Origin of the sequence: Pseudomonas inefficax (assembly GCF_900277125.1) — a bacterium.
Classification (GTDB): Bacteria; Pseudomonadota; Gammaproteobacteria; order Pseudomonadales; family Pseudomonadaceae; genus Aquipseudomonas; species Aquipseudomonas inefficax.
In genome coordinates, this window is sequence record NZ_OPYN01000164.1 from 90790 (window position 1) to 106820 (window position 16031).

Consider the following 16031-nt stretch of genomic DNA (forward strand, 5'->3'; position numbering starts at 1 on the left):
GGTTTTATTATCAGGTCCGCACAACGCTAATGCCGTGCGGTTTTATCAGGCACGCAGTATTCCAATCATCAAGCCCTGGGCCACAGCAGCGGAAACAGTTCGTGGTTCATTTGGGCACCGCTGGCGAGTTGCGTTTCGAGGCCGGGAAACTGTGGCGAGGTTTTCCACTGGCGCGGTGCGTGAGTAATGTCGTCGCCCAGGAAACGTACCGAGAACGCACGACGCCGACGATTGCCCCCGACACCGCCAGAGGCGTGCAAGGTGAGCATGTGGAAGAACACGGCGTCGCCTGGGGAGAGCTCCCAGCCGAGGATGTTCCAGGCACTGCGATCGGCCTCGATATCCGGCAAGTCCGCAAGGCTGCCTTCCGGGAACCATTGCGCCTGGCTGTCGAGGAAGCTGCGTGGCATCAGCCACGGCCCAAGGTGCGAGCCCCCTACGAATTCAAGGGTGGATTCTCTCGAGACCGGGTCGACTGGCATCCACATGCTGCAGTTCTGGCGCCCGTCGATGTTGTAATACGGCTGGTCCTGATGCCAGGGTGTTCGCTGGCGCGTGTTTGGCTCCTTGACCAGCAGGTGATCGTGATAAAGCCGGGCTGTCTCGCTGTTCATGAGTTGCGCAGCAACACTACCTACCCTGCTTTCGAAGATGAACTGGCGATAGGCTGAAATATCGCCCCAGTTGCAGAAGTCTTCGAAGAACCAACCTGGGTCGTCAGGGCGGCTCGCCACTTTGGCGCGCTCACTTGGGGCTTTCAGGTTCTGTTCGATGCCGGTTTCCAGCAATGCAACTTCTTGCGGCGTGAACAAATTACGGACGCAGACGGCACCATCACGCTGAAAAGCCTTGATGGTTTCGTCACTGAGTTGAAATTCGGCGGACTGTTTCATGAAGCACCCTTCGTCTTTTTATTGGGCAACAGCACCACTGCCAGTTTTCAAGCGCAATAAGCAAGGTGCACGGCGAGTATTGCTTTTAAGCCGCAATAGGAAAAGAATATATTTCCTAATCCTGAGTATAGGAAAAGATGATAGGGTTCTCGTTCAGACAGCTCGAGTACTTCGTCGCCGTGGCCGAACACGGCAGCATCAGCGCTGCGGCGAGAGCCCGGCACGTTTCACAGCCATCGGTTTCGGTTGCGATCGCCCAGCTTGAAGAGGCGCTGAACGAACGGCTGTTCCGGCGCCAGGTCAGCCGCGGGCTGGAGCTGACGTCGGCGGGCACGCGTTTACTGGCCCAGGCACGCGATATCATCGGCATGGCCATTGCCATGAACCAAAACGCGGATACCACGCGCGGCTCGCTTCGCGGCAACCTGTCGCTCATCTGCTTTCAAGACCTGGGCCCCTATTACGCGCCGCGGTTGCTATCGAGTTTTCGCAAGCAGTATCCCGATGTCGAGGTAACGCTTTTCGAGACTGACCTGGCAGGCGTACACCGCCACCTGAGCGCCGGTAAAGCCGAGCTCGCGCTGACCTATGACATAGGCCTTGATCCTTCGCTGCCGCGCCAGGTACTGGCTGAGTTGAAGCCCTACGCGCTCATCGCCACTGACCACCGCCTGGCTCACCTGGCCGAGATACCGCTGCATGAGCTGGCGCAAGAGTGTTTGATTCTTGAGGACATCGCACAAACGCGTGAGTATTTTCTGTCACTGTTTTGGGCGCATAACCTGCAACCGCGTACTCAGCAATATACCCAGACCTTCGAGATGCAACGGGGGCTCGTCGCCCATGGCTACGGGGTTGCACTGTCATGTACCCGGCCCGCCGGGGACCATTGCTATGACGGTACAGCGCTGTTATGCCGGCCATTACTGGAAGAGGTATCACCACAAAAAGTGGTGCTGGCCCAATCAGGCGCGATGCACCCATCGCCGGTGGCGGAGGCGTTCAAGGGCTGGGTTGCTCGGGAGATAGCGGCTGGGGGCGCCTGATTCCTTCACTCAAGAAGGCCAACCTGTGGGACCGGGCATGCCCGCGAACACCGGCGTGGCCGGTGCCAGCCACCGCGCTGGATTCTTCGCGGGTAAACCCGCTCCCACAGGCTCACCACAGCCTTCAACGCAACCGCAGTACCTGTGGGAGCGGGTTCACCCGCGAACACCGGCGCAGCCGGTGCCATACACCGCGTCGCATTCTTCGCGGGCACGCCCGCTCCCACAGGATCACCACAGCCTTCAACGCAGCCACAGTACCTGTGGGAGCGGGTTCACCCGCGAACACCGGCGCAGCCGGTGCCAGCCACCGTGTTGGATTCTTCGCGGGTAAACCCGCTCCCACAGAGGCGTTGGCCTATCTGTGAACCGCATTCGTTTCCGGGCAAATCCAATGACTCGGGAAAACCGCCAGGCCTAGCCTGGCGGGAGTTACCTGACAGGCTGGCGTCAGGCCAGCGCCTCGCAGTTGTGCTGGCCATCGACCAGTCGCTGCAGGCCCAGCGGGTTGGCGTTTTTCAGGGCATCAGGCAGCAGCGCGTCCGGGTAGTCCTGGTAGCACACCGGGCGCAAGAAGCGGTCGATGGCCAAGGTGCCGACCGAGGTGCCACGAGCATCGGACGTGGCCGGGTACGGCCCGCCATGCACCATCGCATCGCACACTTCAACGCCGGTCGGGTAGCCGTTGACCAACAGTCGCCCGGCCTTGCGCTGCAGCACCGGCACCAGCGCGGCGAAGCGCTGGAAGTCTTCCGGTTCGCCAATCAGGGTTGCGGTCAGTTGCCCATGCAGGGCTTGCACGGCGCGGCGCAGTTCGGCTTCGTCGGCCACTGCGACGGCCACCGTGGCAGGCCCGAAGACTTCTTCCTGGAGCAATGCATCACCGTTCAGCAGCAAGCTCACGTCGGCCTGGAACAGCTGTGCCTGGGCCTGGTCACCCGTCTGCTCGGCACCCGCCAGATGGCGCACGCCCGGGTGCTGGTGCAGGCGTTGCACGCCCTGGGTATAGCTGCGCAAGGTGCCGGCATTGAGCATGGTCTGCCCAGGCTGGTCGGCCAGTTGCGCGCCAAGCGCCGTGAGGAAGGTGCTGAACGCTTCGCCAGCGATGCCCAGTACCAGCCCGGGGTTGGTGCAGAACTGCCCGCAGCCCAGCACCACCGAGCCGGCCAGTTCCCTGGCCACCGGCTCGCCACGGGCCTGCAAGGCCGCAGGCAATACCAGCACCGGGTTGATGCTGCTCATTTCGGCGAACACCGGGATCGGCTGCGGGCGCGCCGCAGCCAGCTCGCACAGGGCACGGCCGCCTTTGAGCGAGCCGGTAAAGCCCACTGCCTGAATCGCCGGGTGCCGGACCAGCGCTTCACCGACACCGGCGCCGTAGATCATGTTGAACACGCCGGCGGGCATGCCGGTGGCGACCACTGCGCGCTCGATCGCCTCGGCTACCTGCTCGGCCGTAGCCATGTGGCCGCTGTGCGCCTTGACCACCACCGGGCAGCCGGCGGCCAGCGCTGCGGCGGTGTCACCGCCGGCGGTAGAGAAGGCCAGGGGGAAATTGCTGGCGCCGAACACGGCTACCGGGCCGACACCGGTGCGGTACTGGCGCAGGTCGGGGCGTGGCAGCGGTTGGCGCTGTGGCTGGGCACGGTCGATGCGCGCGCCGAGGAAGTCGCCGCGGCGCAGCACTGTGGCGAACAGGCGCATCTGATTACTGGTACGCGCCCGTTCGCCCTGGATGCGCCCGGCCGGCAGCGCGGTTTCGCGGCACACGGTGGCGATGAAGGTGTCGTCCAGCGCATCCAGCTGATCGGCAATGGCATCGAGGAACTGCGCACGGCGCTGGGGTGCCATGGCGTTGTATTCGGCAAAGGCCGCTTCGGCTGCCTGCGCGGCGGCGTCCACTTCTTCCGGGGTGGCCTGGGCAAAGGCCTGCGGCAAGGCTTCGCCGGTGCGCGCGTCGAGGCTTTGCAGGCGCACGCTGCCGGTGGCGCTGCGCTGGCCGCCAATGAAGTTGCTTCCAGACATGGTTGGCTCCTGTAATGAGGAAAAAAGATTCAAAGGTTCATGTCAGCCAGTGGAGTGCACATACCCCGCCGTGTCAGCAGGGCCCCTGTGGGAGCGGCTTCAGCCGCGAACACCGGCGCAGCCGGTGCCATGCACCGCGCCGGGCCCTTCGCGGCTAAAGCCGCTCCCACATGTACGCGGGCGAACCTGACTCGTCTGACTGGCTCAAAGGCTTTTCACCACCCCTGGGCGTACCTGCGCGGGTGCTGCTGCAATGCCATTGCGCAGCGGCTGGCCAAAGGCGTCGAGGCTGACCTCGAAGGTATCGCCCGGGCGCGCCTGGATGCCGTCGGCGAACGACAGCGTGGCGGTACCGAAGTAATGCACGTGGATATCGCCAGCGCGCAGGAATTGCGGGTACTTGAAGTGGTGGAATTCCAGGTTCTCGAAGCTGTGGCACATGTTCTGCTCGCCCGACAGGAACGGCTTGCGCCACAGCTCCTGGCCGTCGCGCAGGATGCGGCTGGTACCTTCGAGGTGGGTCGGCAGCTCGCCCAGGCGCAGCTCGGGGCCGAAGCTGCAGGCGCGCAGCTTGGAGTGGGCCAGGTACAGGTAGTTGCGCCGCTCCATCACATGGTCGGAAAACTCGTTGCCCAGCGCGTAACCGAGGCGATACGGCGTGCCGTCGGCACCGATCAGGTACAGCCCGACCAGCTCCGGCTCCTCACCGGCATCCTCGGCGAACGCCGGCAGCGGCAGGTCGGCGCCAGGGCGCACGACGATGCCGCCGTCGCCCTTGTAGAACCACTCCGGCTGCGCGCCCTCCTCGCCTGCCGGCGGGCGACCGCCATCAAGCCCCCACTGGAACATGCGCATGCTGTCGGTCACGGCGCCTTCGGCCTGCTGCTGGTGCATCTTGTCGCGGGTGGCGGCGCTGCCCAGGTGGGTCAGCCCGGTGCCGGTGACCAGGCAATGCGCCGGGTCCGGATGGTCCAGCGGTGGCAATACACGGCCTTCGGCCAGCAGAGCAAGGTAGTCGTGACGCTCGCCCAGGCCAGCAGCCTGCACTACGCCAGCCAGGTCACGGCCGGCAGCAATGCCTTGCAAGGCCAGCTCGCGGGTGCTGCCGGCGCCATGTACTTCAAGGGCGTACTCGCCTTCCACCACGCCCACCCGGCGCTCGCCGGTGGCGGTTTCGAATTGAATCAATCGCATGCTTGTGCTCGCTTTTCGGTTGCGAAAATTAGCGGGAGGCCGGGGCTACCAGCGTAGAAGCCAGGCGCTGACGGCGCTCGAGGCGGTTGTAGACCACACCAGTGAGCAGCAACCCGAACAGCATCACCGCTGCCAGGAAATACAGGCCCGACGACAGCTGCCCGGTGTGCTCCTTGAGCGCGCCGATGCCGAACGGGCCGAGGTAGCCGCCGAGGTTGCCGATGGAGTTGATGAGTGCGATGCCCGCAGCGGCACTGGCACCCGAGAAGAACCGGCCTGGCAAGGTCCAGAAGATGGCAGTGCAGGAGAACAGCGCGAAGGCCACCAGGCACAGCGCCGCCAGCTGCAGGCCGGGCACGCTCAGCCAGGCACTGAGGAACAGGCCGATCGCCCCGAGGGCGTACAACAGGCCGAGGTGGCCGTAGCGGTCGTTCAGGCGGTCGGAGCTGCGCGGCACGATCAGCAGGCCGATGATGCCGAACAGGTAAGGCACGGCCGATACGAAACCGGTCACCAGGTCACTGCCGCCAAACTGGTGGATCAGCGTCGGCAGCCACAGGCCCAAGCCGTAGATGCTCAGCGTGACCGGCAGGTAGAACAGCGCCAGCAGCAGCACCCGCCCGTCCTTCAACGCATGCAGGGGGTTGCCGTGGCGGGTCTGGCCGAACTCGCGCAGGTCGTTGGCCAGTTGTTCCTGCAGCCAGCTGCGTTGCTCGTCGCTGAGCCAGCGCACCTTGGCCGGGCTGTCCGGCAGCAGGCGCAAGGTAGGCCAGGCCAGCAGCACCGCCGGTGTACCGATGCAGATGAACAGCCATTGCCAGCCATGCAGGCCGTAGATGCCATCAAGCCCAAGCAGCGCGCCGGAAAGCGGCCCGGTAATCAGCATTGCCAGCGGCTGGGAAAGGATGAAGAAGCCGAGGATCTTGCCGCGATGGCGCACCGGGTACCACTGGGTGATGTAGTACAGCACGCCCGGGAAGAAGCCCGCTTCGGCCGCCCCCAGCAAAAAGCGCATCACGTAGAAACCGTTGGGCCCGCTGACGAAGGCCATGCCGATGGTGATCGCGCCCCAGGTGACCAGGATGCGGGCGAACCAGCGGCGGGCGCCAAAGCGGTCGAGCAGCAGGTTGCTCGGCACCTCGAACAGGAAATAACCGATGAAGAAGAGCCCGGCACCAAGGCCATAAGCCGCGTCACCCAGGCCGATGTCGGCGCCCATGTGCAGCTTGGCGAAGCCCACCGCGGAACGGTCGACATAGGCCACCAGGTACAGCAAGACCAGAAAAGGGATGAGTTTCAGTGTGATCAGGCGGACGAGCCGCTGCTCCTGAATCATGGCGATGTCTCCAATTGTTCTTGTAATGGGTACAACACCTGGCCGGGGACTTTTTGGCAGACCTCTGACCTGGGTGAACGATCTTATAGTATTACTAATTGCATCAACAAGCCTTCACAGACACCATTTTTATCAGTACATTCATCAACACAACGACAAATAGTAATACTAATTAGGTGTCTCCCATGTCTGATCCCAAACGCCCGCTGCGCTCCGCCCAATGGTTCGGAACCGCTGACAAGAACGGTTTCATGTACCGCAGCTGGATGAAGAACCAGGGCATCCCGGACCATGAATTCCAGGGCAAGCCGATCATCGGCATCTGCAACACCTGGTCGGAACTGACCCCGTGCAACGCGCACTTCCGCAAGATTGCCGAGCACGTCAAGAAGGGTGTGCTGGAGGCTGGCGGCTTCCCGGTGGAGTTCCCGGTGTTTTCCAGCGGCGAGTCCAACCTGCGCCCCACCGCCATGCTCACCCGCAACCTGGCCAGTATGGATGTGGAGGAAGCGATCCGTGGCAACCCGGTGGACGCCGTGGTGCTGCTGACCGGCTGTGACAAGACCACACCGGCGCTGCTGATGGGCGCGGCCAGCTGTGACGTACCGGCGATCGTGGTTACCGGTGGGCCGATGCTCAACGGCAAGCACAAAGGCAAGGACATTGGCGCCGGCACCATCGTCTGGCAGATGCACGAGGCCTATAAGGCCGGCCAGATCGACCTCAACGAGTTCCTCTCGGCCGAGGCCGGCATGTCGCGCTCGGCGGGTACCTGCAACACCATGGGCACCGCCTCTACCATGGCCTGCATGGCCGAAGCGCTGGGCACCTCGCTGCCGCACAACGCTGCCATCCCGGCGGTGGATGCGCGCCGCTACGTGCTTGCCCACCTGTCGGGCATGCGCATTGTCGACATGGTGCGCGAAGACCTGCGCCTGTCGAAAATCCTCACCCGCGAAGCCTTCGAGAACGCCATCCGCGTCAACGCCGCCATCGGCGGCTCGACCAACGCGGTGATCCACCTTAAGGCCATTGCCGGGCGCATCGGCGTGGACTTGCAACTGGAGGACTGGACCCGCATCGGCCGCGGCACGCCGACCCTGGTCGACCTGCAGCCCTCGGGCCGCTTTCTGATGGAAGAGTTCTACTACGCCGGCGGCCTGCCTGCGGTCATCCGCCGCCTGGGCGAAAACGGCCTGCTGCCCAACCCTGCCGCGCTGACTGCCAACGGCAAGAGCCTGTGGGACAACTGCCAGGCCGCGCCGCTGTATGACGAAGAGGTGATCCGCCCGATCGACAAGCCGCTGGTGGCCGATGGCGGCATCTGCATCCTGCGCGGCAACCTGGCGCCCAAGGGTGCGGTGCTCAAGCCATCGGCCGCCACCCCGGCGCTGATGCAGCACCGTGGCCGCGCCGTGGTGTTCGAAAACTTCGACGACTACAAGGCACGCATCAACGACCCCGAGCTGGATGTGGACGCAAGTTCCGTGCTGGTGATGAAGCACTGTGGGCCCAAGGGCTATCCGGGCATGGCCGAGGTCGGCAACATGGGCCTGCCGGCCAAGCTGCTGGCCCAAGGGGTGACCGACATGGTGCGCATTTCCGATGCCCGCATGAGCGGCACCGCCTACGGCACCGTGGTGCTGCACGTGGCGCCGGAAGCGGCCGCAGGTGGGCCATTGGCCGCCGTGCGTGAGGGTGACTGGATCGAACTGGATTGCAAGGAAGGCCGCCTGCACCTGGACATTTCCGCCGAGGAGCTGGCTGGCCGCCTGGCCGACCTGCAAGCCCCACCGCAGTTGATCAGCGGTGGTTACGCCAGGCTGTACCTGGACCACGTGATGCAGGCCGATGAAGGTTGCGACTTCGACTTCCTGGTCGGATGCCGCGGCGCGGCGGTGCCCAAGCACTCGCACTGAGGCCTGATGTCATGGGGCTGCTGCGCAGCCCATCGCCGGCAAGCCGGGCTCCCACAGGTACTGCGCTGGCTTCAAGTTGACGCTACACCTGTGGGAGCGGCCGCGGCCGCGAACACCGGCGCAGCCGGTGCCATCCACCGCGTCGCCTGCTTCGCGGGTAAACCCGCTCCCACAGGTACTGCGCTGGCTTCAAGTTGACGCTACACCTGTGGGAGCGGCCGCGGCCGCGAACACCGGCGTAGCCGGTGCCATCCTCCGCGTCGCCTGCTTCGCGGGTAAACCCGCTCCCACAGGTACTACGCTGGCTTCGCGTTGACATTACACCTGTGGGAGCGGCCGCGGCCGCGAACACCGGCGCAGCCGGTGCCATCCACCGCGTCGCCTGCTTCGCGGCACGCCCGCTCCCACAGGTACTGCGCTGGCTTCGCGTTGACACTACACCTGTGGGAGCGGCCGCGGCCGCGAACACCGGCAAAGCCGGTGCCATCCTCCGCGTAGCCTGCTTCGCGGGCACGCCCGCTCCCACAGGTACTGCGCTGGCTTGGCGTTGACGCTACACCTGTGGGAGCGGCCGCGGCCGCGAACACCGGCAAAGCCGGTGCCATCCTCCGCGTAGCCTGCTTCGCGGGTAAACCCGCTCCCACAGGTACTGCGCTGGCTTCGCGTTGACACTACACCTGTGGGAGCGGCTTTAGCCGCGAACACCGGCAAAGCCGGTGCCATCCTCCGCGTCGCCTGCTTCGCGGGTAAACCCGCTCCCACAGGTACTGCGCTGGCTTCGCGTTGACACTACACCTGTGGGAGCGGCCGCGGCCGCGCACACCGGCGCAGCCGGTGCCATGCCCCGCGTTGACGCGCTAATGCTATGATGCTGCCCCCGCCAGAAGGATCCGCCCCGCCCCACATGAACTACCGCCAGCCCACCACGCGCAAGAGCATGCACGCCACCCTGGTCCAAGACCTTGGCGTCCAGATCGTCTCCGGCCAACTCGCACCCGGGCAGAAGCTGCCTTCCGAGGCCAGCCTGTGCGAAGCCTACGCGATCAGCCGGCCGGTGTTCCGCGAGGCCATGCGCGCCCTTACCGCCAAGGGCCTGATCGAGGCCCGCCCACGGGTAGGTACCCTGGTCCGGCCGCGCCACGACTGGCACATGCTCGACCCCGACGTACTGCATTGGCTGATGCAGGCCACACCACAGCAGGAATTCTTCAACATGCTGAGCAGCGTACGCTGGGTCATCGAGCCCGCTGCCGCCGCGCTGGCCGCCACCAACGCCAGCGCCGAGGATGTCGATTCGATCGCCGAGGCCTACCAGCGCATGGAAGCCGCACGCAACCATGAAGAACGCCTGCAACCGGACCTGGACTTCCACGCCCGCATCGCCGACGCCACCCACAACGACCTGCTGGCCTACCTGTGCAACATGTTGTCGATGGCACTGCGCGAGTCGGTGCGCTATTCCAACCAGCGCGCCAATTTCGACGAACTCGCCCTGCCCCGGCACAAGGCGATTCTGACCGCCATCCAGAACGGTGACGCACTGGGCGCGCGGCATGCCTCACTGGTACAGCTGGAAGATGCCCGGGTTGCCCTGGCCAAGGTGCTGGGCCAGGACCCAACAAGCTGAGGACTCATCCGGGCCCACCTCAGCCACTGCGCCCCGTGAGCCTTCCGATCAGAACACCGACCAGCCAATCCGCGAACTCAGCAACTCAAGCGCCGCCATCCCCGCCAGGGAGTTACCCGCCGCATTCAACTCCGGCGACCACACACACACCGTGAACTGCCCCGGCACGATGGCCACAATCCCGCCCCCCACACCACTCTTCCCCGGCAACCCCACCCGATAAGCGAAGTTCCCTGCCTCGTCATACAGCCCACTGGTGGCCATGATCGAGTTCACCTGCTGGGTCTGCCGTCGGGTCAGAATCTGCTCACCACTGTGCTTGCAGAACCCATCATTAGCCAGGAAACAGAACGCCCGAGCCAAGTCCAGGCAGTTCATTTGCAGCGCGCAATAGCTGAAATAGCTGCGCAGCACCGTCTCCACCTCGTTATGGAAGTTGCCGAACGACTGCATCAGGTAAGCCATGGCCGCGTTACGCGCACGGAATTGATACTCCGAATCCGCAACACGGGCATCGATCGCGATGTGGGGGTTGCCCGAAAGCCGCCGAACGAAATCCCGCATCGACAACGTGGGCGCAGCAAAGCGCGACTGGTTGATATCGCAAATCACCAACGCACCCGCATTGATAAAAGGATTACGCGGCCGCCCGCGCTCGAACTCCAGCTGCACCAGCGAGTTGAACGGTTGGCCGGAAGGCTCATGGCCAAGCCGCTGCCAAATGGCTTCCCCCGAATGGCCAATCGCCTGCACCAGGCTGAACACCTTGGAAATACTCTGCACCGAGAACGGCACCAGGGCATCGCCTGCGCAGTAATAGCTGCCATCGTTGCCATAGACGGCGATGCCCAGCTGGTTCGCTGGCACATCGGCCAGCGCGGGAATGTAGTCAGCCACTTTGCCCTTGCCGATCAAGGGACGTACTTCTTCGAGAATCTCGTTCAACAGCGTTTGCATGGAAGGCCCTGTATCAGTCCCCAGACGACGGCTAAGGGGTAGCATTCTTGACGAAGATCGAGCGAAAGAAATCACACTCTTGGCAAGAAATGACCGGCCGACCGTGTACCACGCCATATCCTATGCTGTGCTTGTTTCGACGACACAGCAAACGTGCCCCCGCCAGGTGCAGAAGCCGCCAACCAAGGAATAGAGGACCAACGATGCCAGCTTGCCCCTTACCCGCTGACGAAGCGCTGCGCCAGCGCACGCTCGATGACATGAACCTGGTAGACACGCCCGCCGAGCATTACCTCGATACCCTGGTGCGGCTGACCCAGGACCTGGCCCACGTGGATACCGTGCTTATCAGCCTGATCGACCAGGACCGACAGTGGTTCAAGGCCCGCATAGGGATTGAGGCAAGCGAAACGACGCGCAGTGTTTCCTTCTGCGGCTACGCCATTCTCGGCGAGGGTACCCTGATGGTGCCCGACGCCAAGTGCGACGGGCGATTCGTCGATAACCCGCTGGTGCTCAACCCGCCCTACATCCGCTTTTACGCAGGCCACCCCCTGCGTGCAGGCAACGGCAAAGCCATCGGTACGCTGTGCATGTTCGACCCGCGCCCACGCGTGCTCAGCGAGGCTCAGCAAGCGAACTTCCGCGACCTTGCCACGCTCGCCGAGGGATACTTGCAGCTGCGCACCCTGGCGCAGGTAAACCGCGATCTGCGGCTTGAAATGGATCGCGAGCAGCGCAAAGCCCTGCTCGACCCTTTGACGCAACTGTGGAACCGCGGCGCGTTGTCGGCGTTTGAAGACCATGAACGGCGGTTGGCGGAGGTGAACGGCTTACAACTGGGTGCGGTGTATGCCGACCTGGATCACTTCAAAGCCATCAACGACAAGTACGGCCATGGCGGCGGTGACAAAGTGCTTTGCGAATCTGCCCGTCGCCTGCGCGCTGCACTGCGCCCCGATGACCTGCTGGTGCGCCATGGGGGTGAGGAGTTTGTCGCTGTTTTGCATGTTAAAGACAGCGAAGAGCTGACACGGATTGCTGAGCGGATTCGCGAACAGGTGGGTGCCAGCCCGATGCAGTTGCCCTGTGGGCAGTTGAACGTAACCTTGAGCATAGGGTGCACCCTGTTCGCCAAAGGTGAAACGCTGGATGACGCACTGGAGCGCGCCGACAAGGGGCTCTATACCGCCAAACAGAACGGGCGTGACCGGGTTGTCTATGTAGCGCCGCCATTCTGAGACGGGCATGGTCCGAGCTTTAAACCTATTATCCGGCACCCTGTGAGAGCAGGTGTGCCGCGAAGCGTTCAACCTGGACTGAGCCTACTGGTCATTCGCAACCCAGTAGCTCTACGTAGTTCCCCTAGTAGGCATTGCCCCACAGTGTAAGAACACACCTACCAGAGCAACCCAACCCACCATTATATTTTTCTTGAGGAATTCAGGCTGATACCCCAAAAACAAAAAGTGCTGAAACTCCAATATCCTCATGTATGTAACAACAAAGAAGATATTGTATAGCAAGCACAGACAGAATAGCCCATAACCGAGATGAGGCCCCGAACACTTGGCACGCAAAATGAATGCACCGCACACACTGAACACGGTGCACAAAATGAATAACCATGCCATCACCTATCCCTCAGTTCGACTCTTACCTGTTCACCTGTCAACATGTCTATACCAACCTCGAAGACAATAGAATGAGTGCTCATTGTTTTCAATGCCTGGGTTTTATCTGCCCTTACGTAGCGAAACAGCCTCCAGGCCCCCGGCCTCAAAACCAACCGCCCCAGATTATAGGCAGACAATCCGAGATCTAAAGTTCCATAAGCCACGCTTCCGTCGGACACTGTACCGCCTGCCGCCACAGCCGCTCTTTGGTAGGCCTTTCGTATAGGCCCAACAGTACCTCCATACCCCAAGAAGATATTTAACCCATTTTCGTAAATATTGTTCGCGCCATGCAGCATCATTGGAACCCCGCCAATAAAGCAACCGACACCAAGAGTAAAACCGCACACCGCGGCACCTGTGCTTACTTGCAAGACTCCCGCGGTTACACCCGCCACCAATTTTGAGTACTCCCATACCTGGGTGAGCAGTTCAAGGTATTCTTGTTCAAGTGCCTCTTGCCCTTCTTTGGCTGAGACCCTACCCGCGCTTACATCATCAACAATTGCTTTGCCTACGTAGGCAATCTCCTGGACAAACCGGGCTCTAAGGATGTCATCCCCTAAGTAATGCGCACCTACCTCGCATGCATATTGAGTCAGCCGAGCCGCCTGGCTACTTACCTCCCAGAAATCGTCATCCATACCGCCGCCTGCATCGCTTCGGCTCATGGAATGTCACTCCAGGTTGCGTAGCCACTAGTATTAGCAATCAAATGATGCCAGCCGATAAAACCATAGCGAATGGCGAGGTATTCTTGGGGATCTTGCGCATTCAGCAAGACCGAGTGAGGCACCTCCATACGCTGATCCACTAATATGGCATCTTGCAAGTCTATTCGGAGGAAGCATTCATGCTTACCAGCGTTGATGCGATACAGGTTTATTCGACAATCAAGAATCTCCCGACTGGTCAATGCCTCAGCCAGTAACGGAGTTGCCTTATCAATATATTTGGTTATCAACACTGGACGATGCGTAGCTCGCTCCACATTACCCATATTGGACAGGTTATGGCTAAACGAGAGCACCATAATTTCGTCGACATGAGCAGACTGGCAACGATTGCCAATCGAGTCAATGGTGGAGCAACCTGCGGAAATCAGCCCGCGACTACGGCCTTTTATTGACATATAACCGTGGTAAGCCATTTCTCCAACTCCTTGTAGGGGAAAGGCTTGGAGGCTATAAAAAAATTCTCGTTCAGTATGTAGGACCGTTCCGAAACCCATGCCTCACTTTGTTAGAGAATATTGCATTAGCGCCAGTTTCTGAACCACCCGCAGTGTGCCTACTCTAACGCACCACCAAACCATTCAGGCCTACTGCTGGATCCTAGTGGCGAAAAACTAGACGACAGTCTGGACAAGCACCTGGCCACATAAACACACGACAAACAGCCAAGCCATTATCTATCCCTAGGCATCGCACTTAAAGCATGTGACAACTTTGCGCCCCGGCCGCATCCCTCTAGTAAATCGACTGGTTGCGCCCAAGATATCGACCACTTGGCCAGCTTCGTTTTCGAGGCAAGTCCACGACCTGTAAGAGATTGCCCGGCCCTTAGGTTTGCGCTATGGCGCATAGAGCTCAACTCGCAAGCGCGACGCGGCGCCTGTGGGAGCGGGCATGCCCGCGAAGAATCAATGCGGTGGCTGGCACCGGCTGCGCCGGTGTTCGCGGGCACGCCCGCTCCCACAGAGACCCTGCTACACCAATTAGTCATATGCTATTCCATGAGACCGGTTTAACGCGTACAAACTGCCGAAGATCTCGGAACCTACTCATTTGCCCCTGCCCCACCCGCCCCGATCTCATCCATGAAACCCGCAAGAAACACCTCAAGCCGAGCATGACGCTCAGCAGCCAGCCGAGCCCCTTCAGCAGTTTTAAACCCTGACGCAAGCTTGAGCAGCTTGGTATGAAAATGCTCGACCGTATACGCCTTGTCCTGATATTCCCTCCCCAGAGCAGCAGGGTTCTCGAAATCGTACAGCGCCGACCCCATTCGCCCGGAAACGTAAAAACACCGGGCGATACCTACTGCACCTATGGCGTCCAGGCGATCACTGTCCTGAAGAATCCTGGCCTCAAGGGTGAGTGGTTCGAAGCCAGCCGAGTAGCTGTGGGTTTTGACTGCATGCGCCACCTGCTCGATGCGCTGCAAGGGCCAGCCCATATCAGCCAGGATTGACGCCGCCCTTTGTGCGGACAGCGTTGACGCCTGCCCACGCAAGGGCGAGTTCTTTTCTACTGCGACACAATCGTGCAGCACAGTCGATGCAAGCAGCACTTCCAGGTCGCCGCCTTCTACGCGCTGTATTCGTTGTGCGTTGACCCAGACGCGATGGATGTGGGACAGGTCGTGAGAGCCGTCCTGCTGGTCGGCTGGCAAGTACTTCAGTAGGTCAGCGGCAAAGCGCGGGAAAGGGGCAAAAGCTTCGATAGTCATCGTTGGTGCATTCCATTGGCTGTCACTTGGCGTCCGTTGTCAGGGGGCAGGCCCATGACCTGCCTAGGTCCAGATGCGAGCGGGTCAGTTTCAAGGCTTGAGTGGTGAAAGTCCATGCTGGACCGTTTGTTGTCATTGCGACATAACTGGAAACAGGGACACGTGAGTGGAAAGCTATTTGAGGTCACAAACCGTTAACAGAGCAGCCGGCGTTGCATGCTGTGAAGGTGGATGGGCGAAAAAAGTCAGAATTAACCCCTTCCTTGTAGGCCATTTCCCAAAGATACTCCCCAACCGTGTTTTTCGTTGCGGTCGTTTTTTCACCGTTCTAGTCTCGGTCCGTCGTTGCATATCAACGACCGGCTTTGACAGGCCGCGACGATACACAGTGCATACCCGTTTATGGCGGTTGTGCATGGGGCACGCTCGCGTGCGCCGGTTTCTGTGTTCGCCGGTCTGTCAACCCATGCACAGCTGCCACCTTTCCGTTTGACAGCGGGCTGGCGGTGGCCCCACCGAGAACACAGTACGATGCTAAAAATAGTCCCTGATCCACCCCATACACTCCAAACCCTCGAAGACACCCTGATCCAAGCCACGGATTACGCGCTATGCGCGGCGACCGTTGTGCATCAGGCAATACTGCTGCAGCCCAAATCGCCCGCGTCGATTCTGATGATGGCCTCGATGCATGAGCTGGAGACCCTGCGGGCTTTGCTTGAGTCCGCAATAGTCCAGGTACAGATGCCCACCGAGCCTAGGACCTTGCACTAAGGCTTCATTGATGTGTCGCCTGGGCTGCCCCTATCGCCGGCAAGCCGGGCTCCCACATAGATCTGAGCTGCACCACAGATCTCGAGACCTGTGCAGTACCTGTGGGAGCTGGCTTGCCGGCGATGAGGCCAGA

Annotated in this window: 13 protein-coding genes; 5 read left to right on the forward strand and 8 right to left on the reverse strand. The window is 61.5% G+C overall.

The genetic code is table 11. The annotated features are described in order from the left end of the window. Positions 1 to 68: 68 nt before the first annotated feature. Complete coding sequence (locus JV551A3_RS18820) at positions 69 to 893, reverse strand: phytanoyl-CoA dioxygenase family protein (RefSeq protein WP_133971397.1); 825 nt, start codon at positions 891 to 893, stop codon at positions 69 to 71. Between the two features lie 137 nt (positions 894 to 1030). Here JV551A3_RS18820 and JV551A3_RS18825 point away from each other — a divergent pair, with 137 nt between their 5' ends. Further along, on the forward strand, positions 1031 to 1939 hold the full coding sequence (locus JV551A3_RS18825; RefSeq protein WP_133971395.1) for a LysR family transcriptional regulator: 909 nt from the start codon (positions 1031 to 1033) through the stop codon (positions 1937 to 1939). 450 nt (positions 1940 to 2389) lie between these two features. Here JV551A3_RS18825 and JV551A3_RS18835 read toward each other — a convergent pair whose 3' ends face one another. The 3 genes from JV551A3_RS18835 to JV551A3_RS18845 all read right to left on the reverse strand — a co-directional run bounded on the left by JV551A3_RS18835 (position 2390) and on the right by JV551A3_RS18845 (position 6494). Then, positions 2390 to 3964 (reverse strand): aldehyde dehydrogenase (NADP(+)), encoded by a 1575-nt coding sequence (locus tag JV551A3_RS18835; RefSeq protein ID WP_133971391.1) that lies wholly within the window; start codon positions 3962 to 3964, stop codon positions 2390 to 2392. A 204-nt stretch (positions 3965 to 4168) separates the two neighbouring features. Next, positions 4169 to 5158 carry an AraD1 family protein gene (araD1, locus tag JV551A3_RS18840; protein WP_133971389.1) on the reverse strand — a complete coding sequence of 330 codons (990 nt, stop codon included), beginning with the start codon at positions 5156 to 5158 and terminating at the stop codon, positions 4169 to 4171. Positions 5159 to 5186: 28 nt separating this feature from the next. Beyond that, positions 5187 to 6494: an MFS transporter gene (locus JV551A3_RS18845; RefSeq protein ID WP_133971387.1), complete on the reverse strand. Its 1308-nt coding sequence runs from the start codon at positions 6492 to 6494 to the stop codon at positions 5187 to 5189. A 185-nt stretch (positions 6495 to 6679) separates the two neighbouring features. On the opposite strand from JV551A3_RS18845, the gene JV551A3_RS18850 reads away from it, so the two are divergent. Then, a complete protein-coding gene (locus tag JV551A3_RS18850; protein WP_133971385.1) occupies positions 6680 to 8413 on the forward strand; it encodes an IlvD/Edd family dehydratase in 1734 nt (577 codons plus the stop codon). 904 nt (positions 8414 to 9317) lie between these two features. Beyond that, positions 9318 to 10040 carry a FadR/GntR family transcriptional regulator gene (locus tag JV551A3_RS18860; protein WP_133971381.1) on the forward strand — a complete coding sequence of 241 codons (723 nt, stop codon included), beginning with the start codon at positions 9318 to 9320 and terminating at the stop codon, positions 10038 to 10040. 48 nt (positions 10041 to 10088) lie between these two features. On the opposite strand, the gene glsB is transcribed toward JV551A3_RS18860, so the two are convergent. Next, complete coding sequence (glsB, locus tag JV551A3_RS18865; RefSeq protein WP_015269909.1) at positions 10089 to 10997, reverse strand: glutaminase B; 909 nt, start codon at positions 10995 to 10997, stop codon at positions 10089 to 10091. A gap of 203 nt (positions 10998 to 11200) precedes the next feature. Here glsB and JV551A3_RS18870 point away from each other — a divergent pair, with 203 nt between their 5' ends. Further along, the gene (locus JV551A3_RS18870) at positions 11201 to 12238 is read left to right on the forward strand and encodes a sensor domain-containing diguanylate cyclase (RefSeq protein WP_133971379.1); all 1038 of its coding nucleotides are present in this window, start codon (positions 11201 to 11203) and stop codon (positions 12236 to 12238) included. A gap of 392 nt (positions 12239 to 12630) precedes the next feature. Here the strand turns inward: JV551A3_RS18870 and JV551A3_RS18875 are convergent, their stop codons facing one another. The 3 genes from JV551A3_RS18875 to JV551A3_RS18885 form a co-directional block, all read right to left on the reverse strand. Continuing rightward, positions 12631 to 13344, reverse strand: a complete 714-nt coding sequence (locus tag JV551A3_RS18875) for a DUF4225 domain-containing protein (protein WP_133971377.1) — start codon at positions 13342 to 13344, stop codon at positions 12631 to 12633. Beyond that, positions 13341 to 13823, reverse strand: coding sequence for an Hcp family type VI secretion system effector (locus tag JV551A3_RS18880; RefSeq protein ID WP_133971375.1), 483 nt, complete (start codon positions 13821 to 13823; stop codon positions 13341 to 13343). The genes JV551A3_RS18875 and JV551A3_RS18880 overlap by 4 nt, the downstream gene beginning before the upstream one ends. A gap of 629 nt (positions 13824 to 14452) precedes the next feature. Continuing rightward, positions 14453 to 15124, reverse strand: a complete 672-nt coding sequence (locus JV551A3_RS18885) for an HD domain-containing protein (protein WP_133971373.1) — start codon at positions 15122 to 15124, stop codon at positions 14453 to 14455. Between the two features lie 531 nt (positions 15125 to 15655). On the opposite strand from JV551A3_RS18885, the gene JV551A3_RS31050 reads away from it, so the two are divergent. After that, positions 15656 to 15898: a hypothetical protein gene (locus JV551A3_RS31050; protein WP_133971371.1), complete on the forward strand. Its 243-nt coding sequence runs from the start codon at positions 15656 to 15658 to the stop codon at positions 15896 to 15898. Positions 15899 to 16031 lie beyond the last annotated feature (133 nt).

What these genes read in the sequence shown, in the direction of transcription:
- JV551A3_RS18820 (WP_133971397.1), bottom strand. Translation starts at nt 893, where the DNA reads ATGAAACAGTCCGCCGAATTTCAACTCAGTGACGAAACCATCAAGGCT.
- JV551A3_RS18825 (WP_133971395.1), top strand. Translation starts at nt 1,031, where the DNA reads ATGATAGGGTTCTCGTTCAGACAGCTCGAGTACTTCGTCGCCGTGGCC.
- JV551A3_RS18835 (WP_133971391.1), bottom strand. Translation starts at nt 3,964, where the DNA reads ATGTCTGGAAGCAACTTCATTGGCGGCCAGCGCAGCGCCACCGGCAGC.
- araD1 (WP_133971389.1), bottom strand. Translation starts at nt 5,158, where the DNA reads ATGCGATTGATTCAATTCGAAACCGCCACCGGCGAGCGCCGGGTGGGC.
- JV551A3_RS18845 (WP_133971387.1), bottom strand. Translation starts at nt 6,494, where the DNA reads ATGATTCAGGAGCAGCGGCTCGTCCGCCTGATCACACTGAAACTCATC.
- JV551A3_RS18850 (WP_133971385.1), top strand. Translation starts at nt 6,680, where the DNA reads ATGTCTGATCCCAAACGCCCGCTGCGCTCCGCCCAATGGTTCGGAACC.
- JV551A3_RS18860 (WP_133971381.1), top strand. Translation starts at nt 9,318, where the DNA reads ATGAACTACCGCCAGCCCACCACGCGCAAGAGCATGCACGCCACCCTG.
- glsB (WP_015269909.1), bottom strand. Translation starts at nt 10,997, where the DNA reads ATGCAAACGCTGTTGAACGAGATTCTCGAAGAAGTACGTCCCTTGATC.
- JV551A3_RS18870 (WP_133971379.1), top strand. Translation starts at nt 11,201, where the DNA reads ATGCCAGCTTGCCCCTTACCCGCTGACGAAGCGCTGCGCCAGCGCACG.
- JV551A3_RS18875 (WP_133971377.1), bottom strand. Translation starts at nt 13,344, where the DNA reads ATGAGCCGAAGCGATGCAGGCGGCGGTATGGATGACGATTTCTGGGAG.
- JV551A3_RS18880 (WP_133971375.1), bottom strand. Translation starts at nt 13,823, where the DNA reads ATGGCTTACCACGGTTATATGTCAATAAAAGGCCGTAGTCGCGGGCTG.
- JV551A3_RS18885 (WP_133971373.1), bottom strand. Translation starts at nt 15,124, where the DNA reads ATGACTATCGAAGCTTTTGCCCCTTTCCCGCGCTTTGCCGCTGACCTA.
- JV551A3_RS31050 (WP_133971371.1), top strand. Translation starts at nt 15,656, where the DNA reads ATGCTAAAAATAGTCCCTGATCCACCCCATACACTCCAAACCCTCGAA.